The organism is Stenotrophomonas sp. Ste96 (assembly GCF_024519495.1).
In the GTDB taxonomy this organism is placed as follows: Bacteria; Pseudomonadota; Gammaproteobacteria; order Xanthomonadales; family Xanthomonadaceae; genus Stenotrophomonas; species Stenotrophomonas bentonitica_A.
The window spans coordinates 1360766-1381651 of sequence record NZ_JALJRX010000001.1; the positions used below are offsets into that span (position 1 = coordinate 1360766).

General features: G+C 68.1%; 18 protein-coding genes. 10 read left to right on the forward strand and 8 right to left on the reverse strand.

What is annotated here, in order from left to right; translation table 11 throughout:
* The first annotated feature begins 55 nt into the window (after positions 1-55).
* Positions 56-2719, forward strand: a complete 2664-nt coding sequence (locus tag OC373_RS06160; RefSeq protein ID WP_261997269.1) for a PAS-domain containing protein — start codon at positions 56-58, stop codon at positions 2717-2719.
* Here the strand turns inward: OC373_RS06160 and OC373_RS06165 are convergent.
* Complete coding sequence (locus tag OC373_RS06165) at positions 2716-3366, reverse strand: response regulator transcription factor (RefSeq protein WP_070425885.1); 651 nt, start codon at positions 3364-3366, stop codon at positions 2716-2718. The genes OC373_RS06160 and OC373_RS06165 overlap by 4 nt on opposite strands.
* Positions 3367-3477: 111 nt before the next feature.
* Here OC373_RS06165 and OC373_RS06170 point away from each other — a divergent pair, with 111 nt between their 5' ends.
* Positions 3478-4779, forward strand: coding sequence for a citrate:proton symporter (locus OC373_RS06170; RefSeq protein WP_070425886.1), 1302 nt, complete (start codon positions 3478-3480; stop codon positions 4777-4779).
* On the opposite strand, the gene OC373_RS06175 is transcribed toward OC373_RS06170, so the two are convergent.
* From OC373_RS06175 to OC373_RS06185, 3 genes are read right to left on the reverse strand one after another with little or no spacing between them, the layout of a single operon-like run.
* On the reverse strand, positions 4707-5846 hold the full coding sequence (locus OC373_RS06175; protein WP_261997270.1) for an ABC transporter substrate-binding protein: 1140 nt from the start codon (positions 5844-5846) through the stop codon (positions 4707-4709). The genes OC373_RS06170 and OC373_RS06175 overlap by 73 nt on opposite strands.
* Positions 5843-7240 (reverse strand): sensor histidine kinase, encoded by a 1398-nt coding sequence (locus tag OC373_RS06180; RefSeq protein ID WP_235318946.1) that lies wholly within the window; start codon positions 7238-7240, stop codon positions 5843-5845. Before OC373_RS06180 ends, OC373_RS06175 begins: the two co-directional genes overlap by 4 nt.
* Positions 7215-7916 (reverse strand): response regulator transcription factor, encoded by a 702-nt coding sequence (locus OC373_RS06185; RefSeq protein WP_261997271.1) that lies wholly within the window; start codon positions 7914-7916, stop codon positions 7215-7217. Before OC373_RS06185 ends, OC373_RS06180 begins: the two co-directional genes overlap by 26 nt.
* A 156-nt stretch (positions 7917-8072) precedes the next feature.
* On the opposite strand from OC373_RS06185, the gene OC373_RS06190 reads away from it, so the two are divergent.
* From OC373_RS06190 to phbB, 3 genes are read left to right on the forward strand one after another with little or no spacing between them, the layout of a single operon-like run.
* A complete protein-coding gene (locus OC373_RS06190; RefSeq protein WP_261997272.1) occupies positions 8073-9254 on the forward strand; it encodes a porin in 1182 nt (393 codons plus the stop codon).
* A 40-nt stretch (positions 9255-9294) separates the two neighbouring features.
* Positions 9295-10623: a CitMHS family transporter gene (locus tag OC373_RS06195; RefSeq protein WP_070427462.1), complete on the forward strand. Its 1329-nt coding sequence runs from the start codon at positions 9295-9297 to the stop codon at positions 10621-10623.
* A 25-nt stretch (positions 10624-10648) separates the two neighbouring features.
* A complete protein-coding gene (gene phbB / locus OC373_RS06200) occupies positions 10649-11389 on the forward strand; it encodes an acetoacetyl-CoA reductase (protein ID WP_019183776.1) in 741 nt (246 codons plus the stop codon).
* Between the two features lie 221 nt (positions 11390-11610).
* On the opposite strand, the gene OC373_RS06205 is transcribed toward phbB, so the two are convergent.
* From OC373_RS06205 to rsgA, 3 genes are all read right to left on the reverse strand, one after another.
* Entirely contained in the window at positions 11611-13902 is a 2292-nt protein-coding gene (locus tag OC373_RS06205; RefSeq protein ID WP_261997273.1) for a TonB-dependent receptor, read from the reverse strand.
* 177 nt (positions 13903-14079) lie between these two features.
* Entirely contained in the window at positions 14080-15333 is a 1254-nt protein-coding gene (locus tag OC373_RS06210; protein ID WP_026069868.1) for a flavohemoglobin expression-modulating QEGLA motif protein, read from the reverse strand.
* A gap of 19 nt (positions 15334-15352) precedes the next feature.
* Positions 15353-16459 (reverse strand): ribosome small subunit-dependent GTPase A, encoded by a 1107-nt coding sequence (rsgA, locus tag OC373_RS06215; RefSeq protein ID WP_019183772.1) that lies wholly within the window; start codon positions 16457-16459, stop codon positions 15353-15355.
* A gap of 176 nt (positions 16460-16635) precedes the next feature.
* On the opposite strand from rsgA, the gene OC373_RS06220 reads away from it, so the two are divergent.
* The 5 genes from OC373_RS06220 to OC373_RS06240 all read left to right on the forward strand — a co-directional run bounded on the left by OC373_RS06220 (position 16636) and on the right by OC373_RS06240 (position 20030).
* A complete protein-coding gene (locus OC373_RS06220; protein WP_019183771.1) occupies positions 16636-17910 on the forward strand; it encodes a pyridoxal phosphate-dependent aminotransferase in 1275 nt (424 codons plus the stop codon).
* Positions 17910-18530 (forward strand): GDSL-type esterase/lipase family protein, encoded by a 621-nt coding sequence (locus OC373_RS06225; RefSeq protein WP_261997274.1) that lies wholly within the window; start codon positions 17910-17912, stop codon positions 18528-18530. Before OC373_RS06220 ends, OC373_RS06225 begins: the two co-directional genes overlap by 1 nt.
* A 17-nt stretch (positions 18531-18547) precedes the next feature.
* Positions 18548-19231 carry a class I SAM-dependent methyltransferase gene (locus tag OC373_RS06230; protein ID WP_261997338.1) on the forward strand — a complete coding sequence of 228 codons (684 nt, stop codon included), beginning with the start codon at positions 18548-18550 and terminating at the stop codon, positions 19229-19231.
* Positions 19232-19299: 68 nt separating this feature from the next.
* Positions 19300-19671, forward strand: coding sequence for a hypothetical protein (locus OC373_RS06235; protein ID WP_046273503.1), 372 nt, complete (start codon positions 19300-19302; stop codon positions 19669-19671).
* A 35-nt stretch (positions 19672-19706) separates the two neighbouring features.
* Entirely contained in the window at positions 19707-20030 is a 324-nt protein-coding gene (locus tag OC373_RS06240; RefSeq protein WP_046273502.1) for a hypothetical protein, read from the forward strand.
* Positions 20031-20060: 30 nt separating this feature from the next.
* On the opposite strand, the gene OC373_RS06245 is transcribed toward OC373_RS06240, so the two are convergent.
* Complete coding sequence (locus OC373_RS06245; protein ID WP_261997275.1) at positions 20061-20837, reverse strand: polysaccharide deacetylase family protein; 777 nt, start codon at positions 20835-20837, stop codon at positions 20061-20063.
* Between the last annotated feature and the right edge of the window lie 49 nt (positions 20838-20886).

Genomic DNA, 20886 nt, shown 5'->3' on the forward strand with positions numbered 1-20886 from the left:
CCCGCCCGGCGGACGCGTTGACGCGCGTCCGCCCTGCCCTGCCTAGACTGGCGCCATGTACCGCGTCTCCCGCTATCGCCCCTGGTGGCTGCTCATCGTCCTGATGCTCGGCGGCACGGCGCTGTGTGCGCTGCTGGCCGGGCGCTATGCGCAACAGCGGGCGCTGGATGACGAAAGCCTGCAGGTGCGGCGTCAGCTCGGCCTGTATGCGCAGACCCTGCAGCAGCGCATCGATCGCTTCGGCACGCTGCCGCAGGTGCTGGCGCTGGACCCGGACCTGCACCAGGCGGTGTCCCATCCGCTCACCGCCGCCGAGCGGCAGCGGCTGAACCTCAAGCTGGCCCAGGCCAACAGCGTCACCCGTGCCTCGACCCTGACCCTGATCGACCGGCACGGCATCGCCGTGGCCGCCAGCAACTGGGACCAGCCGACCAGCAATGTCGGCGAGGACTACAGCTACCGCCCCTACTACCAGCAGGCGATGGCGCGCGGCAGCGGGCATTTCTACGGCATCGGCATGACCACGGCCGTGCCGGGCTACTTCCTCTCGCAGGCGATCTACGACGATCGCGGCACCGTGCTGGGCGTGGTGGCGATCAAGATCGAGCTGCGCGCACTCGAACAGGAATGGCTGCAGAGCCCGGACATCGTGCTGGCCACCGACGCGCATGACGTGGTGTTCCTGGCCAACGGCGATGCCTGGCGTTACCGCCTGCTGCGCCCGCTCGGCCCGCAGGAGCGCAGCGAGATGCTGGCAACCCGCCAGTACGCCGACCGCTCGCTGCAGCCGCTGCAGGCCCGCACCGCGGAGGTGCTCGCCGATGGCGGGCGCATGGTGCGTGTGGAGCAGCCCGCCCTGCCACGGCCGGTGCTGTGGCAGACCCTGGCGCTGAACGAACCGCAGTGGAAACTGCACCTGCTGCATGACGCCAGCGCCAGCACGGCCGTCGGCCGCAGCGCCGCGCTGGCCGCTGGCGGGATCTGGTTGGCGCTGTGTTTCCTGGGCCTGTTCGTGCAGCAGCGCCGACGCCTGGCCGCGCACCGCCAGCGCAGCCGGCGCGAGCTGGAAAGCGTGCTCAAGCAGCATGCACAGGAGCTGCGCACCGCCCAGGACGGCGTGCTGCAGGCCGCGCAGCAGGCCGACAGCGGTCTCAGCCGCAGCCTGGCCCACCTGCCACAGGGCGTGGTGGTGATCGACAACGAGCAGAAGCTGGTGGCGTGGAACGCACGCTACCTGGAGCTGTTCCGCTTTCCGACCGGGCTGATCCGGGTCGGACGCCCGATCGAGGAGATCTTCCGCTACAACGCGCGCCGTGGTCTGCTTGGCCCCGGGCCGATCGATGAAGCCATCGAACGCCGGTTGAACCATCTGCGCAGCGGGCGCCCGCACATGCGCGAGAGCGAGAAAGACGACGGCACGGTGCTGGAGATCCGCGGCAACCCGCTGCCCGACGGTGGCTTCGTCACCAGCTACGCCGACATCACCGCCTACAAGAACACCGCGCGCGAACTGCGCTCGCTCGCCGATGCGCTGGAGCACCGCGTCGCCGAGCGCACCCGGGATCTGGATGAAGCGCGCCGCGAAGCCGAACGGGCCAACCGCTACAAGTCGCGCTTCGTGGCCTCGGCCGTACACGATCTGCTGCAGCCGTTGAACGCCGCGCGGATGTTCGTCTCGGTGCTGCGCGGCAAGCTGCAGGGCGACGCGCGCGAGCTCAGCGAGCACGTGGATGCCGCGCTCGCGGCGCAGGACGCCATCCTCAACAGCCTGCTCGATATCTCGCGGCTGGAATCGGGGGCGCTGCAGACCCATGTGCGCGCCTTCGCGCTGTCGCCGCTGCTGGAAACGCTGGCGCGCGAGTTCGGCCTGGCTGCCGAAAGCCGCGGCCTGCAGCTGCGCTGGGTGGATACGAGGGCGGTGGTGGTCAGCGACGAGGCGTTGCTGCGCCGAATCCTGCAGAACTTCCTGTCCAATGCGCTGCGCTACACCCCGCGTGGCCGGGTACTGATCGGCTGCCGCCGCGACGGTGCCCAGCTGCGCATCGAAGTGCATGACCAGGGGCCGGGCATTCCCGAGAGCCTGCAGGGCGAGATCTTCGAAGAGTTCCGGCGGCTGGACGATGGCGTGGACCAGGAACGCGGGGCCGGGCTGGGCCTGGCGATCGTGGAGCGCATCGGCCGCCTGCTCGGCCACCCGATCCGCCTGCGCTCGACGCTGGGGCGTGGCAGTGTGTTTTCGGTAAGCCTGCCCATGGGCGAGGCGGCAGACGTGGTGCCCGCATCGGCGCCCGCGGCTGCCCCGGTGGTGGACACCGGCGATGACAGCCCGCTACGCCATTGCCGGGTATGGAGCATCGATGATGATCCGCGGGTCTGCGCCGCCACCCGCGCGCTGTTGGAACGCTGGGGCTGTTCGGTGGAACTGGCCGATGGCCCGCAGGCCGCGCTGGACCTGGCCGCGCCCGCCACGGTGCCGCAGCTGCTGCTGCTCGATGTGCGCATGGGCGAGTTCCATGGCCCCGATCTTTACGAGGCGCTGTGCGTGCAATGGCAGGCGCGGCCCCCGGTGATCCTGGTCACGGCCGAACGCGACGATGCACTGCGCGCACAAGCGGCCGAAAACGGGTGGGGATTTCTGTCCAAACCGGTGCGTCCGCCGGCCTTGCGCGCGCTGATGACGCAGGTGCTGCTGCGCCATCGCGGTGATGCCACGCGCTAGATGCCGGCGCCTGCGTCCCCTTCCGGCTCCAGCGCCTTCACCAGCACCGCCGCCTGCGTGCGGCTGTGGCACTCGAGCTTCTTCAGGATCGCGGTCACGTGCACCTTGACCGTATTTTCGGCCAAGCCCAGTTCATAGGCGATCTGCTTGTTGAGCAGGCCGTCGGCCAGGCACAACAGCACCCGGAACTGCTGCGGGGTCAGTTGCGCCAGCCGCGTGGCCAGCAGCGCATCGGATTCGGACCGCTCTGCCGCCATCGCCGGGAACCACACGCCGCCATCGAGCACCGCCGCCACCGCCTGGCCGAGCGTTTCGGCCGGCGCTGATTTGGGAATGAACCCCGCCGCGCCGAACTGCTGCGCCCGCCGGATCACGCGCGGGTGGTCGTTGGAGGACACGATCACCACCGGTATGTCCGGATGCGCACCGCGTACGTGCAGCAGCGAGGAGAATCCGCGCGCACCGGGCATGGTCAGGTCGAGCAGGACCAGTTCGATTTCGGCGTGCTGATCGAGCGCGCTTTCCAGCGTGGCGGCACTGGCCACTTCGATCACGTGGACCTGGGGCAGCGCCTGACGCAGGGAATGCACGACCGCAGCGCGGAGCAGCGGGTGGTCATCGGCGACCAGGACGGTGATGTCACTCATGCACGAAGTGTGGCATGCCACCCGGCGCACTGTCGCATTCGGCCGCTGACAGCTGGATGACAGCTCACCGGTGACAGGGTCGGATCGACATTTCCTTGTACTGGAGGCTGCATGCTGACACTCATCGGGCTATTGACCATTGCTGCACTGGTGGCTCTGCTGATCACCGGGCGAACGACGGCCATCATCGCCCTCGTGTTGGTCCCGCTGGTGGCTGCGCTGATTGTCGGAACCGGCACGGATGCGCTTGCTGGCTACTTCAATGACGGCCTGAGGCGGGTCGCCCCAATCGCTGCGATGTTCATGTTCGCGATCACCTTCTTCGGGGTGCTGCAGGATGCGGGGCTGTTCCGCCCCCTGGTTGACGGGCTGGTGCGGATGACTGCGGGCAATGTCGTCGCGGTCGCCATGATGACCGCACTGCTGGGGATGGTGGCGCATCTGGACGGTGCCGGTGCCACCACCTTCCTGCTCACCGTGCCGGCGCTGCTGCCGCTGTACCGGCGCCTGCACATGAGTCCGTACCTGATGCTGCTCCTGCTGGCGACCGGTGCAGGCATCTTCAACATGCTTCCGTGGGCGGGTCCGCTCGGGCGCGCTGCCGCCGTGACCGGCATCGACGTCGGCGTGCTGTGGCAGCCGCTGCTGCCGGTGCAGGTGGTCGGTGCGGTGTTGCTGCTGGCGATGGCGGCCGTGCTGGGGCTGCGCGAACGCGGGCGTGCTGCCCGCCTTGCCGCCAGCGGTGGCGACCTGGCGCCTGCCGGGACCGCTGCGCCGCTGCCCCGCGCAGCGGCGCCGGTGCCCGTCCGCCATGCGGGGCTGAACGCGCTGCTGTTCGTCGCGGTCCTGGGTGCGCTGGTCGGTAGTCTGTTGCCCTCGGCCTACATCTTCATGATCGGCCTGGCGCTGGCCCTGCTGATCAACTACCGCCGCCCCGCGCAGCAGATGGAGGCGATCGCCGCGCATGCGCCGGCGGCGCTGAAGATGGGTGCGATCATCCTGGCCGCGGGCTCGTTCCTGGGGGTGATGGACGGCAGCGGGATGCTGCGCTCCATCGCGGCGGACCTGGCCCATGTGCTTCCCGATTCCATGCTGCCATGGCTGCATGTGCTGCTCGGCGTGGTCGGCTTGCCGATGGAACTGCTGCTCAGTACCGATGCCTACTATTTCGGACTGCTGCCGGTGGTACTGGAGATCACTACGCCGCTCGGCGTGGACCCCGCGCACAGCGTGTATGCGCTGACCATCGGAAACATCGTGGGGACCTTCATCAGCCCGTTCTCACCGGCGCTATGGCTGGCGCTGGGGCTGGCCGGAGCGGACATCGGACGCCACATCCGCTACTCGCTGGGGTGGATGTGGGGCTTCTCTCTGCTTCTGCTGGGGGCCGCCTGGTTGCTGGGCGTGTTCTGATCTTCGCGCGGCGTGCTGTCACTGCCTGCGGGCAGCACGCTGGCGCGCCAGGCTTCCAGGAACTGGCGACGCTTGAGTGCGTCCAGATACACCAGCAGGCCGGGGCCGAGCTGGATCGGGCGAAGGTTGCTGGATGGCCCGCCGCCAGTAGTAGCCGCGGGCAGGATCGAGGTCAGGCGTGCCTCCCGTGAGAGGACCTGCTGCCCGCGCGGAGACAGCAGGTAATCCAGGAATCGGCCCGCTTCCTCGGGGTGCCGGCTGCTGCGCGGTATGACCGCCGTACGCAGCACCACCAGGGTGTAGTCCTCCGGCTCGACGATGGCCAACGGCGCGCCGGCCTCGATCCGTGCGCGTGCATACGACCCCAGCACGTTGTAGACAAGCGCCAGTTCGCCCCGGCTGACCCGGTCCAGCAGCACGCCGGTCCGTTCCTCCAACTGCACCGCGTTGTCGCCCAGTGCACCCAGCAGCGCGCCGGCAATGCTGCCGCGCTGGCTGTCCTGGGTGGCCATGAGGTAACCCACGTTGCTGCGCTCGATATCGTAGGTGCCCACCCGCCCTTTCAACGGTGCATCGGCAGCGTGCAGCAGATCGAGCAGTTGCCGGCGCGTGCGCGGCACCCGGTTCGCCGCCAGGCGGCGGGTGTTGTAGACCATGACCACCGGCTCGTAGCTGATCCCGAACGCCTCGTGCCGCCACTGCGCCCAGGAGGGCAAGGCATCGGTCTGCGCCGAGCGGTGCGGCAGCGCGTGTCCATCGTTGACGAGCTTGGTCTGCAGGTCCATGCCGCTGCTGATGAGCAGATCCGGTGCCGCACCAGGCCCCGGCACGTGCAGGTAACGGCTGTAGATATCCTGGGTGATGATGTCTTCGTAGATCACCTCCGTCCCCGGATGCAGCCGCTGGTAGTCGGCGATCACCGTGGCGAACACCTCGATGTCGGTCGAGCCATGGATGCGCAGCTGCGCGGTGGGCGTGCTCTGCGCGGGAAAGCGCTGCACGTCGCCGGGGTCGGCCGCTGCAGTGAAAGCCACCAGCATCAACCACAGACCAGACAGAACCTTCATGCGTGCCTCCTCGGCAGCCGGATCGTGGCGATCAGGCCGCCGCCCACCCGGTTGGACAGATCGATATGGCCGCCATGGCTGTCAACCACGCGCTTGACGATCGCCAGCCCGAGCCCGGCGCCACCGGCGGCCGCACCTTCGCCACGCGCGAAACGCTCGAAGACCCGCTCCGCATCGGCCGGCGCGATGCCCGGGCCGTGATCGGCGATGGTCAGTACGCAGTGGGTGTCATCGGTGGTCAACGCGAGCTGCAACGCGCCGTCCCCACCGTACTTGAGCGCGTTGTCGATCAGGTTCTTGATCGCTTCGCGCAGCAGCAGTGCATCGCCGTTGACCCAGGCCGGCTCGCGGGTCACCGCCAACTGCACGCGGGGTGCGGGCAATGCCTGCGGGAGCGCCTCATGCAGGGCCTGGTGCACGGTCTCGGCCAGGTCCACCGGCGCGAACCGCTGCAGGTTCGCGCGATGGATCACGCTGGCATCGCTGAGCAGCTGGTTGAGCAGGCGGCTCATGTGGGTGGCGTTGCGCTCGATCGCCTGCAGGCTGCGGCGCATGTCCTCCGGATCATCATCATCCAGTGCCAGCTGCGCCTGCGCGCGCAGCGCAGCCAGCGGCGTACGCATCTGGTGCGCGGCCTCGGCCATGAACGCGCGCAGGGTTTCATTGCTGGTCGACAGCCGCCCCATGAAGCGGTTCAGCGCACCGACCATCTGGTCCATCTCCTGCGGCGTGGCCGCATCCAGTGGCCGCAGATCGGAGGGCTCGCGCCGGGACAGCTCGCGTTCGACCCGCACCAGCGGCCGCAGCGCCCGGTGCACGCCGAGCGCGACCAGGGCCAGCGACAACAGCGAGAGCACCACGATCGCGACCAGGGCGCGGGTCACCATGTCCTGGGCCAGCGCCTCGCGTGCGCGCCGGGTCTGCCCGACCTGCACACGGACTTCCGCCTGCGCGGACGGGGAGGAGACCCGCCGCGACACCACGACGAAGCGCACGGTCTCGCCGCTGTAGGGCGCATCGAACAACTGCGGACGATCGGTCGGCGTGCGCGGCGGTGCCGGCAGGTCGTCGTAGCCGGTCACGGTCTGGTTGCGTGCATCGGAGACGCGATAGAACACGCGGTCTTCCGGCGCCATCGCCAGCAGGTCGAGCGCGGCGTAGGGCAGATCGACCTGCCACTGCGCCTCCACCAGCGCCACCGAATCGATGATCGACAGTGCCGAGGACACCAGCAGGTGATCGTAGGAACGATTGGCCGCGCGCTGGCCATAGTCGCGTGCACCGAAGAACAGCGCCACGGCGAACAGCGCCATCAAGCCGCCGAGATAGAGCCACAGCGTGCGCCGGATCGAGCTCGGCGCGCGGGCATCACCCGCCATCGGGACGGCTGCCATCGGGCGTGGCGTCGTGTGCTTCGAGCAGATAGCCGCTGCCGCGTACGGTGACGATGCGCAGCGGTGCATCGGCCAGCTTGCGCCGCAGGCGACCGACGTAGAGTTCGATCGCGTTCGGGCCGGCCTCGTCATCGAAGCCGAACAGGCCGTTGCCGATCTCGTCCTTGCCCACCACTTGCCCCAGCCGACCCATCAGGATCTCAAGCAGGCGGTACTCGCGGTTGGGCAGCTCGATCGGCTGGCCCTCCAGGCTGACCCGGTGCGCGGCGTTGTCGAACTGGAAGCCACCAATCTGCACCACCTCGCTGGCCTGCCCGCGGGTGCGGCGCAGCAGCACGCGGCAGCGCGCCTCGAACTCGCGGAAATCGAACGGTTTGCCGAGGTAATCATCCGCGCCGACATCCAGCGCCTGCACGCGATCTTCGATCCCGTCACGCGCGGTGAGCATCAGCACCGGCGTGCTGTCGCCGCGCTCGCGCATGCCGGCCAGCACGCGCAGACCGTCCAGCTTGGGCAGGCCGATATCGAGCACGACCAGATCGAAGCTCTGGTAGCGCAGCACGCTCGCCGCGGCCAGCCCGTCGCTCTGCCAGTCCACGGCATGCCCACTGCGGCGCATGCGGCGGACGATCGCGTCGGCCAGGTCCGGGTTGTCTTCCACCAGCAGGATGCGCATCGGTCGGGATCGGGAAAGGTGCGGGAATGCTAGCGCGTGCGGCCGCCTCCGTGCGCTTCGCTGCGGTGCAGCAATGACTGACAGGTAGATGACAGCATCCCGGCACTAGGCTGCGCCCTCGCATCACCACCGAACATCCGGCACCTGGGAGGGTCCATGGAACTGAACGCATTGCGCTGCTGTCTGCCGGCTGCCTGCACGCTGTTGTTGGCCGCGCCGGCCTGGGCCGCCGACGACCGTGATGACGAGCGCCCGGTGACCGCCAGCCTCGGCGGCCGCCTGCACCTGGATTTCGCCGATTTCCACAACGACCGCCGCGGCACCCCGAACAAGGACGACACCGAGATCCGCCGCGCGTGGCTTGACGTATCCGGCAAGTTCTTCGTGGTCGACTACAAGATGGAAGCGGATTTCTCCGGCGACCGGGTCGAGGCCAAGGACGTGTTCGTCAGCCGCAGCTTCGGCGAAGCGGGCAAGCTGACCGTGGGCCAGTTCAAGCAGTTCTTCTCGCTGGATGACCGCACCAGCTCCAACTACGGCTCCTTCCTGGAGCGCGGCAACGCCGGCACCACGCTGGCCCCGCTGTATCGCCTCGGCGCGTCCTGGCAGGCCGCACGCGGCGACATGACGTGGGCGGCCAGCGCCTACAGCCTGGAGAGCATCGACGCATGGCAGGTCAAAGGCCGTGCCGCCGGTGGCCGCGCTACCTGGGCGCCGGGCGCCACCGCCGGCGACGTGCTGCACCTGGGCCTCTCGCTGGCCCATGAGCGCTACGACAACCCCGGCACGGACGGCGTGCCTGCCCTGCGCATCCGCCCGCGCCCGGCCGGCCACCTCTCCGATAACAGCCGCCTGACCCTGGTCGATTTCTCGGCCGGGCGCGATACCGACGTCAACAAGTGGTCGCTGGAATACGCACAGGTGAGCGGGCCGCTGTCCTGGCAGGGCGAGTTCAGCGGCGCCACCTTCGACGATGGCAGCCAGCGCGGCAAGGTGCTGGCCGGCTACGGCCTGGTCAGCTGGTTCGTCACCGGCGAATCGCGCGTGTACGACCGCAAGACCGGGCGCTTTGGGCGGGTCAAGGATTTCCAGCACCGAGCCGGCGCGTTCGAACTGGCCCTGCGCTACGACCAGATGCGCGGCGACCAGCACCTGATCGGCCAGCCCGACCTGCGCGACGGCCAGACCGAAGCCTGGACGCTGGGCGGCAACTGGTACATGCGCCCGAACCTGCGCTTCATGCTCAACCTGATCCAAAGCCGCAACCGCGACCGTCTGGCCGACGCCACCGTGGACCGCACCCGTGCCGTGACCGGCCGCCTGCAGTACGACTTCTGATCCCCTCCTTCCCCTCTGTTGCTTCTGGAGAATGCAGATGATGCTGAGCATCCTCGGCTTTGGCATGGTCATTACATTCATGTACTTGATCATGAGCAAGCGGCTCTCGCCGCTGGTTGCCCTCATCACCATTCCGATCCTGTTCGCGCTGATCGGCGGCTTCGCAGCCGGTATCGACGACATGATGCTGGAAGGCATCAAGAAGATCGCGCCGACCGGCGTGATGTTGATGTTCGCCATCCTGTACTTCGGGGTGATGATCGATGCCGGGCTGTTCGATCCGCTGGTGCGGATCATCCTGCGCTTCGTCAAGGGCGACCCGATGAAGATCGTGCTCGGCACCGCCATCCTGGCGATGCTGATCTCGCTCGACGGCGATGGCTCGACCACCTACATGATCACCGTGTCGGCGATGCTTCCGCTGTATCAGCGGCTGGGCATGAACGCGTTGAACATGACCTGCGTGACCATCCTCGCCGGCGGCGTGATGAACCTCACCCCGTGGGGTGGCCCGACCGCGCGTGCCGCCACCGCGCTGCACGTGGACCCGGCCGACGTGTTCGTGCCGCTGATCCCCTCGATGGTGATTGCCTGCGCCGGCGTGCTGGTCCTGGCCTGGTACCTGGGCATGAAGGAGCGCCGCCGCCTGGGCGTGGTCACCCTGCCGCAGGGCGGCAGCTGGATGGACAACAGCGTCTCCGATGATGGCAACACCCTGCCGACCGTGGAAGACGCCGAAGACATCAAGCGCCCGAAGCTGCTGTGGGTCAATCTGGGCCTGACCATCGCCCTGATGACCGCGCTGATCATGGGCCTGCTGCCGATGCCGGTGCTGTTCATGGTCGGCTTCGCGATCGCCCTGGTCATCAACTACCCGAACCTGGCCGAGCAGCGCCGCCGCGTGGTCAACCACGCCGGCAACGTGCTGTCGGTGGTGTCGCTGATCTTCGCGGCCGGCATCTTCACCGGCATCCTCAACAACACCGGCATGGTCGAGGCGATGTCGCACAGCTTCCTGGCGGTCATTCCCGACAGCTGGGGTCCGTACCTGGCGGTGATCACCGCGTTGGCCTCGATGCCCTTCACCTTCTTCATGTCCAACGACGCCTTCTATTTCGGCGTGCTGCCGATCCTGTCCGAGGCGGCCGGCAACTACGGCATCACCCCGGTGGAAATGGCGCGTGCCTCGCTGGCCGGCCAACCGGTGCATCTGCTCAGCCCGCTGGTGCCCTCGACCTACCTGCTGGTCGGCCTGGCCAAGGTGGAGTTCGCCGACCACCAGAAGTTCACCCTGAAATGGGCCATCGGCATTTCGCTGCTGCTGATGTTCGGTGGGCTGCTGTTCGGTCTGTATCCGCTTGCGTCCTGACCCGTTTACCAAGGAGCGTTCCGCCATGACTCTTCGCATCGCCTACGTCACCAGCGCCATGGGCAGTGTCGGCACTGCCATCTGCCAGAAGCTGGCCCGCAACGGCCACACCGTGGTGGCCGGCTGCGCACCCAATTCGCCGCGCAAGGCTGCCTGGCTGCGCGAACAGCGCGAGCTCGGGTTCGATTTCATCGCCTCGGAGGGCAACGCAGCGGACTGGGCCTCCACGGTGGCGGCGTTTGCGAAAGTGAAGGCCGAGGTGGGCGAGATCGACGTGCTGGTCAACAATGCCGGGGGCAGCCGCGACGTCTTGTTCCGCCAGATGAGCCCGGACGACTGGAATGCAGTGATGGGGTCCAACCTGCACGCGCTGTTCAACATCACCAAGCAGGTGATCGATGGCATGAGCACGCGCGGCTGGGGCCGGATCGTGAACATCGGCTCGGTCAGTGCGCACAAGGGCCAGATCGGCCAGGTGAACTTCGCGACGGCAAAGGCGGCGATGCATGGTTTCAGCCGGGCGCTGGCCAATGAGGTGGCAACGCGCGGGGTGACGGTGAATACGATTTCGCCCGGGTACATCGCGAGCCAGTCGATCAGCAGTTTCCCGCCGGATGTACTGGATCGCCTGGCGGGGTCGGTGCCGATCCGTCGTCTGGGCAAGCCGGAGGAGGTGGCCAGTCTGTGCGCGTGGTTGGCGTCGGATGACGCGGCGTATGTGACGGGTGCGGATTATGCGGTGAATGGTGGTCTGCACATGTTCTGAGGATTTTGCGCGTCCTGCTTGATGCGTGACCTCCCCCACGAGGTGAGCCGCGATGCTGATAGGCGTCGCGGCTTTTTTTTGGCTGGTTTGCGTTGTGTGGGCGTCGTTTCGGCAGTGCCGGCCGCTGGCCGGCACCTCGCGATGGCGGGTTCATGGGGTTGCCGGCCAGCGGCCGGCACTACCGGCACCACCGACCGACGGTCGGTGGCTACCCCACCGGATCAGAACTCCGCGGCGACCGTCATGAACAGCTGGCGCGGCGCGCTGGCGTGGATCGCGTAGCGGGTGCCGGTCGGGTCGGTCGGGGCGAACGAACTGAGCTGGCCGGCGTAGCGCTTGTTGGTCAGGTTGGTTGCGTTGAGCGAGACCTTGATGTCGCGCAGGCCCATGCCCGGCCCGAACGAGTACCCCATGCCCGCATCGAAGGTGGTCACACCCGGCACCGACTGGTCGTTGGTGTAGGTGTAATACCGCTTGCCCGTGTACTTCGCGCGCAGGCTGGCGAAGAAGCCATCGCGGTTCCAGCTGATTTCACTGGAGGCCATGCGCTCGGGCGTATCGACCGTGATCTTCCCGGCCACCGGCACGATCGCACCGCCCGAGGTGTAGTTGTCCTCGTAGGTGGTCTTGTTCCACGAGAGCGCGTTGTACCACTGCAGGCCGTCCATCGGCTTGAGGATGAAGGTCAGTTCCGCACCGCGGCTTTTCACCGAACCGACGTTGATGAAGCGCGTGATGCACTCCGGTCGCGTGCCCACTTCGATGCTGGTGCAGGGGTTGAGCGAGAGCAGGCGGTTGTCGAACGTCACGTGGTAGGCCGCGATCGAGGCCTGGTACTTCTCGCCGAAGGTGCGGAAGCCCGCTTCCAGCGTCTTGGACTTTTCCGGCTCCAGCCCGGCGCTGGCGGCGAAGGATTCCGGCGAGACCTGCAGCGGGCCACCGCTGCCGCCACCGACGAAGGCGGCGATGTTCTCCGAGTACGAGGCGAATACTTCCTGGTTCGGGCTCAGCTTGAAGCCGATACCGGCCTGCGGCAGCACCGATTCCTTGGCGGTCAGGGTGCCGGAGGCGTAGCTGGCTTCGGTGCCCGGCTTCGCGTTGGCGGTCATGCGGGTGTTCGGGCTCTTGATGCCCACATCCACGGTCAAGCGGTCGTCCAGGAAGCGCATGCGGTCCTGCACGTAGAACTGGCGCGTGCGGATGTCGAAGTCCTGGTCGAACAGGCGGCGGTCCGGGTGGTTGAGGTAGCCGTCATCCAGGAACGGGCCGGTGATGTAGTAGAAGTTGCGCTCCACGTTGTGGTCGTTGCGCTCGTACCACAGCCCTGCTTCCAGCGAATGGATGCCCCACTGCCAGCTCAGCGCGGCGGTGATGCCCTGGCGGTTGATGGTGTAGTTGGTGCTGCGGATGGAGATCGGCAGCATCTCCGGCGTGCCCGGGTTGGACGGCTGGCCCGGTGCCCACCAGTGGCCCTGGCCGCGGTTCTCGTGGTGATAGCCGAGCAGCTTCAGGCGGGCGCTGTCGCCCAGGGCGAGGTCGGCATCGAGCGAATACAGGTTGTCATCACGCAGGGCGCGGCTCTGGTAGTACGCATCATCGATGCTGTTGACGCCACCGGTGAACGCACACTTCTGGGCGTTGTAGGTGCCTGGTGCGCAATAGGCGGCGGCGACGGCGCGATCCCAGTCCGGCGCGTAGATGTTCCAGTCCCAGCCCAGGCCGCGTGCCAACATGCTCTTGGAGAGGTAGGCGTAGTTGGCCTGGCTCACGCGCGAGGTCGCGGCGAACGCGCCGAAGCGGTTGTCACCCACGTTCCAGATCGCCTTGGCATTGAACTGGCGGGTGGTCTGGTTCTGGTTCGGCTCGGCCCACATATCCGCGTCCTGGTGCACGCCGGAGACGTAGGCAGAGAAGCCATTGATATCGCCGGTGTCCACGCGCAGGTAGCCACGGCGCTGGTTGTCATCGCCCACGGTGACACTGGCCTTGCCGCCGAACTCGGTGGACGGGTCCTGCGAGAAGTACTGGATGGTGCCACCGAGGTTGCTGGTGGAGGCCACGCCCAGCGAGCCGATGCCCTGCGACAGCTCGGCGCCGGCCAGGTTCTCGGCGATCAGCGCACGCGCGATGCTCAGGCCGTTGTAGTTGCCGTAGCTGTTGTCACCCAGCGGGATGCCGTCCAGCGTGTAGCCCAGGCGGCTCTTGTCGAAGCCACGCAGGCTGATCGTCTGCGATTCTTCATTGGCGCCGAAGGCATCGTTGGACTGCACGGAGACGCCCGGCAGGCGGTCGAGGATCTTCTGGCCGCTGGTACCCGGCGGCAGCACTTCCTTGTCCACGGCGGTAATGCGCTGCACCTGGCGGGTCTCGCCCTGGCCGATCACCGAAACGGTGTCCAGGGTCTGCGCGCTGAGCGCGACGTTGGCAGCGGCGGTGGCATCTACATCGGCAGCGTGGGCGTTGGCGGCGCACAGCGCGAGCGCCACCGCGATCGTCAGGGGTCGGGTAAGCATGGTCGTCCGTTACATGGGGGAAGATGACCTGCGCAATGCAGGTGCATGACCAGCATGCGAGCGGAACATGAAAGGATGTTTACGGTGCGGGTCATCGCAGATGAATTGCGATGCAGTGCTCATTAACGCACTGAGTGCATGTGGAAGGCGCGCCAGCTTGCCGGCCAGCGGCCGGCCCTACTCGGGGGCGAGCTGATCCATGCGGATGCGGTTGGCGAACAGCGAGAACGCCAGCATGCCGGCCAACCCATTCGCGCGGCTGACCCAGTGCGGGAGCCAGCGCGGCGGGCGCAGGATGCCCTCTTCGAACAGCGGCGCGAACGCGATCGCATCGGTGAGCGACATTTTGCCGGCAAACAACCAGCGGCAGACCTGCAGGCGGTCTTCGGCCAGCATGTGGCGGAAGAAGGTGTGCACCGAGACCAGCCCACGCAGGTACACGGTGTCCTTGGTGAAGGCTGCGCCGCCGCTCGGCGGCACGCCGCGGAACACGCGCTGGGCCGAGGCAAAGCTCTCTTCGTTGTTCTGCCCCGCCGCGCAGAAATAGCGGAACACCTCGATGAAATCGGCGCCCTCGCGTGCCATCGCGATGGCTTCGGTACGCAGGCTGATGCGCTTGAGGCGCTCGATGTCGATGCTGCCGGTGATCTGTTCGGCGAACGTGGCCAGCCCCTCCTGGGTGGCGGTGACCCGCGGCGAGGACAGCGCCAGGCTGGGCAGGTGCGGCTGCTCGCGTCCGTTGAGTGCGGTCAGCGAGTGCACCAGTGCTTCATGGTGGAACAGCTGCGCGCGGTCGTAGGCGCTGAAGCGGGCACTGGTGCGCAGGCGGATCCGGTTGGGGCCGGCGGCGGCCTTGGAGATCAGCTCCGGATCCAGCTGCACGGTGATGATGCGCGACTCGAAGAACGCATCCAGATCGCTCTGCAACTGCAGCTGCAGCGCAGTGGCCGAGACCGGCACCTGCTCTTCGGGTGCGAGCAGTTCGTGGTCCAGCTCCTGCGCGATCTGGATGAAGTGGCGGGCAGCATCGCGGGTACTGGGTCCATTGCCTGGCAATGGCTGCTCCGGCGCGCCGAACAACTCCACCGAATAACGGTCGACCTCGGCGGTCCCCAGCGATTCGAGCAGGCCGGCGGCCTGGTCCCAGCTGTGCGCCGAGCGCTGCACGTACAGGCCGATGGGATGGTCGGGATCGCATTGGGCGCTGATCGCGGCCAGCCGGTGGCGGGTATCGCTGAAATCGAGCCGGGGGTAATCGACCTGCGGCAGCACCGGCTGGCCGCGGGCGACGCTGGCCAGGAACGGGGCCTGCAGTGCGGCCGGCCAGCTGGTCAATCCCAGCAGTTTGATCCCGCCCACCGCCTCGACCAGTTGGGCATCGAGCGCGGTGTGGTGGGCAACGTCACGATCCACGGTCATTGGCGTGTCCATGGACGGACAGTAGCAAAAGCTATCGCCGGCCGCCCTTACCGCCCGGGCGCCACTGGGCGCCCTTGCCTACGTGCTTGCGTTCGATCGCCTGCTGCGCCTGGCGCACGGCCAGCTTGGCAGCGGCGGCGGCCACTTCTTCTTTCAGCTTGAAGTAGTTGAGCAGGCGCTCTTCATCCAGCGTGCCGTCCTCGATGGCCGCGCGGATCGCGCAGCCCGGCTCACGCTGGTGGGCGCAGTCGCGGAAACGGCATTGCGCCGACAGGGCTTCCACGTCGGAGAAGCCACCTTCGCTCAGGGCCTCCTCACCGGTTGGCTTGAGTTCGCGCATGCCGGGGGTATCGATCAGGCAGGCGCCGGCCGGCAGCGGGATCAGCGCGCGGTGGGTGGTGGTGTGGCGCCCGCGCGAGTCGTTGACGCGCACATCGGCGGTCTTCATCCGCTCCTCGCCCAGCAGCGTATTGGTCAGGGTCGACTTGCCGGCCCCGGAAGATCCCACCAGCACCACGGTCTGGCCGGCGGCCAGCCACGGCAGCAGGGCCGAGGCACTGGCCGGGTCCTTGCCGTTGATGGCCAGCAGCGGGATGTTCTGCGCGGCCAGTTCTTCCAGCACGTCCAGGGCGTCCTGGCTGTACTCTGTCTGGTCGGCCTTGGTCAGCACCACTACCGGCTGCGCGCCGCCCCCGCCGACCAGCAGCAGGTAGCGTTCGATCCGGCGCGGATTGAAGTCCGCATCCAGGCCGCAGACGATGAACACCGTATCGATGTTGGCCGCGATCACCTGCTGGTGGTAATGCTCGCCGGCCGCGCCACGCTTGATCGCGGTGCGCCGCGGCAGCAGGGCCACGATCTTGATCCCCTCCAGCAGCACCCAGTCGCCCACCGCCGCGCGCTCGTGGCTGGGGAAGCGCGGGCGCTGCCACTCCGGCGGCGACTCGGTCTTGATCGCCGCGTCCGGCGCATCGGACACGATGTAGCCGGTGCGATGCTGCTCGATCACCCGGCCCGGACGCGCCTGCGGGAACTGCTCGAACAGGGCCTGCCAGGCCGGCAGTTCAGGGCCGCCCGGCCAGGGCCAGCCGATGGTCTGCAGGGCACGGTAATCAGTGGGTTCGCTCATCGTGCCCATTCTAAAGGGTGTGGCGGCCGGGCGTCGCCGCGATGGGCCGGCGCCGCGGTGGAGCGGTGGAAATCCTTTCACTTGAAACCGCCTTGCCAGCGCAGGGAATGCGGCCGGAAACGCTTGCCCTGCAACGCAACAATTCCGCTACCATGCGGTTTCCATGCCTGAATGACGGCCCGTTCATGTCCACGCCCCCGCTGAAGCCGCTCGCCACCCGCGAGCGCCTGTCCGAAGTCCGCTACGAGATCCGGGGCGAACTGGCGCGACGAGCGCGGGAGCTGGAGGCCCAGGGCCGCAAGCTGATCAAGCTCAACATCGGCAACCCGGGCAATTTCGGGTTCCGTGCGCCGGAGCACCTGCAGCGCGCGATCGCCGACGACATGGGCCGCACCGATCCCTATACCCACCAGCAGGGCCTGCCGGAGGCGCGCGAAGCCATCGCCGCCGCGTACGCCCGGCGCGGCGCACCCGATGCGCACCCGGACCGGGTATTCATCGGCAACGGCGTCAGCGAGTTGATCGACCTGTCATTGCGCGCCCTGCTCAACCCGGGCGACGAAGTGCTGGTGCCCTCGCCCGATTACCCGCTGTGGTCGGCGGCGACCATCCTCAACGATGGCCGCCCGGTCTATTACCGCTGCGCGCCGGAGAACGGCTTCCAGCCCGACCCGGTCGAGATCGAGGCCCTGGTCTCCTCGCGCACCCGCGCGATCGTGCTGATCAACCCGAACAACCCCAGCGGCGCCAGCTACTCGCGCGAGCTGCTTGAGCGCATCGTCGCCATCGCGGCCAAGCACAACCTGCTGCTGATGGTCGATGAAATCTACGATCAGATCCTCTACGACGATGCGCAGTTCCATGCCGTCGCGCCGCTGGCCGGCGAGCACCCGTGCATCACCTTCAGCGGCCTGAGCAAGGTGCATCGCGCCTGCGGATGGCGGGTGGGCTGGGCGATGCTGTCCGGCGCGGCCGAGCGGCTGGGCGAGTTCCGCGCGGCGATGGACCTGCTCAGCGCGCTGCGCCTGTGCGCCAACGTGCCCGGCCAGTACGCCATCGACGCGGCGGTGAACGGGCCGGACACCATCTCGCCGCTGTGCGCGCCCGGTGGCCGCCTGTATGAAACCCGCCGCGCGGTGATCGAGGCCTGCGATGCCAGTGAGCATCTGTCGCTGGTGGCGCCGGCCGGCGCGCTGTATGCGTTCCCGGCGGTGGTCGGTGCGGCGGCACGCAGCTTCGACGACCATGATTTCGCGCTGGAACTGATGAACGAGGAAGGCGTGCTGGTGGTGCCGGGTTCGAGCTTCAACGTGCCCTACCGCCACCACTTCCGCGTGACCCTGCTGCCCGAGCCGGAGGTGATGCGCGATGTGTTCGCACGCATCGACCGCGCCCTGGCACGCCGTGCCGAGGCCAACACCAAGGTGGTGCCGCTCAAGCCGCGCAGCGCGGTAGCCTGATGGGCCTGCCGTATCTGGCGCTGGGTGACTCCTACACGATCGGCGAAGGCGTCGCGCCGGCCGGGCGCTGGCCGACGCAGCTGGCGGCAGCGCTTCGCGACATCGGCGTTGCGGTGGATGATCCGACGATCATCGCCACCACCGGCTGGACCACCGACGAACTTGAAGCCGGCATCGATGCAGGCGCATCGCAGGGGCCGTTCGAGCTGGTGAGCCTGCTGATCGGGGTCAATGATCAATACCGTGGGCGCAGCGTGGACGAGTACCGCCCGCGCTTCACCGCGCTGCTGCAGCGCGCGCTCGCCTTCGCCGGTGACCGTGCCGCGCGGGTGCTGGTGCTCTCGATCCCCGACTGGGGCGTGACCCCGTATGCCGTGGCATCCGGCCGCGACCGCGTGCGGATCGGGCAGGAACTGGATGCCTACAACGCGGCGGCGGCAGCGATCTGCGCCGAGCACGATGTAGCGTTTGTCGACATCACCGACCTGAGCCGCCAATGGGGGGGCGAGACGGTGATGCTGGCCGACGATGGCCTGCACCCCTCCGCGGCGATGTACACGCTGTGGCACCAGCGCGCGTTTGAAGTCACGCGCGTGCTGTGGGCGGAGCCGAGCCGCTGAGCGAGGCCACGCTGCCGCTGGCCAGGGAGCAGGCCCGCCGGATCGCCACGGCGTTCCTGCCGGCACAGCGCTTCGGCAACCGCCGCGATTATTACTACAGCCGCGGCAAACTTGGCAGCGATCCGCTGTATCCCGGGGTGCTCGCCGCGCTGGAGGATGCACCTGCCGCGCCCTTGCTGGATATCGGCTGCGGTTTGGGCCTGCTGGCCCACGTGCTGCACCAGCACGGCAGTGCGCTGGCGTACCACGGCCTGGATATCGACGCCGACAAAGTTGCCCGCGCCGAGCGGGCCAGCGCACGCGCCGCGCTGCCGCACGCCCGGTTCACCTGCGTGGATGCCAGCGCCGCCCTGCCCGCACACCACGGCAACGTCGCGCTGCTGGACGTGTTGCAGTACCTGCCTGCCCCGGCCCAGACCCGGTTGCTGCACGAGGCCGCCGCACGCGTGGCGCCCGGTGCGCGGCTGGTGGTCCGCACTGTGCTGGCCGACAACAGTGGCCGCGATCGCACCACGCGCATCACCGACATGCTCGCGCACCTGGTTGGCTGGATGGGCACGCGGCCACGCCATTACCCCGATGCCGGGAGCCTGCGCGCCCCCCTGGAGCGGGCCGGGCTGCAGCTGCGGATGACACCGCTGTATGGCAACACCCCGTTCAACAACTGGCTGATCGTCGGCGATCGGGCGCGCGTCGCTTGACCGACGTGGCTCGCGCCACCGGCCGCACGCGCGCATACTCGCGCCCCCCTTCCGGCACGGAGCCGCCCATGCCTCGACAGACCCGACATTCCGCGCTTGGCATCGCCGCGCTGATCGTCAGTGGCGTGGGCCTGGTGATGCTGCTGCTGAGCATGCATTACGCCCATGCGCCCGAACACGCGGCGATGCGCGAGCTGCCATGGTCGCTGGCCGCACTGCTGGGCAGCAGCGTCGGCCTGGCGATCCTGGCCCTGCTGCTCGGCCTGGGCAGCGTGCTGCAACCCCGCCGGCGCCGCCTGTTCGGCATCATCGCGCTGCTGGTGACTCTGGGCCTGCTGATCGCCCAGCTCTCGCTCGGGGGCTGGATCAGCGACCAGTGGCATGCGTCGCACCCGCCCGCAGGCGCCACGACCCCGACCACGCCCGCCCTGGCCCACTGACACCGTCCGTTCCACCGCATCGACAAGGAGCCCTGATGCACACCCCTCATTCCGGCATGGGTATTGCCGCGTTCATTACCGCCGTGTGCGGCGCCGTGTTGATGCTGGGCCTGGTCGTCATCGCCGGCATCATCGAGACCACGACGCCGGGCGGCATGGAAGAAACCTCGATGTCGGCGATCCTGGTCGGTCTTGGCCTGATGCTCACCGCCCTGATGCAGCTGGTGGCCTTCGGCCTGGGCGTGGCCGGTGCATTGCAGGCGGACCGCCGCCGCGTGTTCGCCGTGCTCGGCCTGGTGTTCTCGATCGGCAGCATGCTCGGCGTGGTGCTGCTGATGGTCATCGGCTCGCTGAGCTGAGCCCGGCCTGCGCCGGTCCCCGGTCTGGCGTCAGTCCGGCAGGCCGGCATGCAGGCCACGCGCCTGCACCGCCTGCAGCACCGCTTCGATGATGGCCAGGTTGTGGCCATGCGCGGCGCCCTCATGCAGCAGCACGATGCTGCCGGGCGCCAGATCACGGGTGATCCGCTCGACCACCTGGCCGGGCGTGCAATCGACACCGTCGAAACCACGGGCGCTCCAGCCGACCCGGGTCAGCTGCCACTGCTTCAATGCAGGGGCCACGAACGGATTGGTCATCCCCACCACCGAGCGGTACCAGCGCGGCGGCGTGCCGGCGATCGCGGTGAGGGCCTGCTGGCACAGCGCGATTTCCTCCGCCATGGCCTGCCGCCCCAGCCGCCAGAAGCGGGTCTGGGGGTGGCGGTGGCTGTGGTTGCCCAGGCTGTGCCCGCGGGCCAGCATCGCCTGCACCAGCTCCGGCCGCGCCTGCGCGCGTTCACCGACCAGGAAGAAGGTCGCCTTGGCCTCGTAACGGTCCAGCAGGTCGAGCACCGCCGGGGTTTCTTCCGACGGCCCATCATCGATGGTCAGCCAGACCTTGCGCGCCTGGCCAGGCAGGCGGCTGAGCACCGGTGCATAGAAGCGGCTGTTGGGCAGGAACACCGGCACCATGAACAGGGCATGGGACGCCACCATCAGCGGCAGCCCGCAGCGCCAGCCCCAGGCGACCCAGGCCAGCACCACCAGCACCTGCGACAGCACCAGCCACGGCAGCCAGCGCCAGGGGCGCCGGGGAATGCGATACAACGTTTCCGGTACGGTCATGCCCCATGATGCCATGCCGCGTAGAATAGGCGGTTCGCATATCCGGACC

Bases quoted from the DNA above. Each gene is read 5' to 3' on its own strand.
- OC373_RS06160 (WP_261997269.1), top strand. From the start codon at position 56: ATGTACCGCGTCTCCCGCTATCGCCCCTGGTGGCTGCTCATCGTCCTG.
- OC373_RS06165 (WP_070425885.1), bottom strand. From the start codon at position 3,366: ATGAGTGACATCACCGTCCTGGTCGCCGATGACCACCCGCTGCTCCGC.
- OC373_RS06170 (WP_070425886.1), top strand. From the start codon at position 3,478: ATGCTGACACTCATCGGGCTATTGACCATTGCTGCACTGGTGGCTCTG.
- OC373_RS06175 (WP_261997270.1), bottom strand. From the start codon at position 5,846: ATGAAGGTTCTGTCTGGTCTGTGGTTGATGCTGGTGGCTTTCACTGCA.
- OC373_RS06180 (WP_235318946.1), bottom strand. From the start codon at position 7,240: ATGGCAGCCGTCCCGATGGCGGGTGATGCCCGCGCGCCGAGCTCGATC.
- OC373_RS06185 (WP_261997271.1), bottom strand. From the start codon at position 7,916: ATGCGCATCCTGCTGGTGGAAGACAACCCGGACCTGGCCGACGCGATC.
- OC373_RS06190 (WP_261997272.1), top strand. From the start codon at position 8,073: ATGGAACTGAACGCATTGCGCTGCTGTCTGCCGGCTGCCTGCACGCTG.
- OC373_RS06195 (WP_070427462.1), top strand. From the start codon at position 9,295: ATGCTGAGCATCCTCGGCTTTGGCATGGTCATTACATTCATGTACTTG.
- phbB (WP_019183776.1), top strand. From the start codon at position 10,649: ATGACTCTTCGCATCGCCTACGTCACCAGCGCCATGGGCAGTGTCGGC.
- OC373_RS06205 (WP_261997273.1), bottom strand. From the start codon at position 13,902: ATGCTTACCCGACCCCTGACGATCGCGGTGGCGCTCGCGCTGTGCGCC.
- OC373_RS06210 (WP_026069868.1), bottom strand. From the start codon at position 15,333: ATGGACACGCCAATGACCGTGGATCGTGACGTTGCCCACCACACCGCG.
- rsgA (WP_019183772.1), bottom strand. From the start codon at position 16,459: ATGGGCACGATGAGCGAACCCACTGATTACCGTGCCCTGCAGACCATC.
- OC373_RS06220 (WP_019183771.1), top strand. From the start codon at position 16,636: ATGTCCACGCCCCCGCTGAAGCCGCTCGCCACCCGCGAGCGCCTGTCC.
- OC373_RS06225 (WP_261997274.1), top strand. From the start codon at position 17,910: ATGGGCCTGCCGTATCTGGCGCTGGGTGACTCCTACACGATCGGCGAA.
- OC373_RS06235 (WP_046273503.1), top strand. From the start codon at position 19,300: ATGCCTCGACAGACCCGACATTCCGCGCTTGGCATCGCCGCGCTGATC.
- OC373_RS06240 (WP_046273502.1), top strand. From the start codon at position 19,707: ATGCACACCCCTCATTCCGGCATGGGTATTGCCGCGTTCATTACCGCC.
- OC373_RS06245 (WP_261997275.1), bottom strand. From the start codon at position 20,837: ATGACCGTACCGGAAACGTTGTATCGCATTCCCCGGCGCCCCTGGCGC.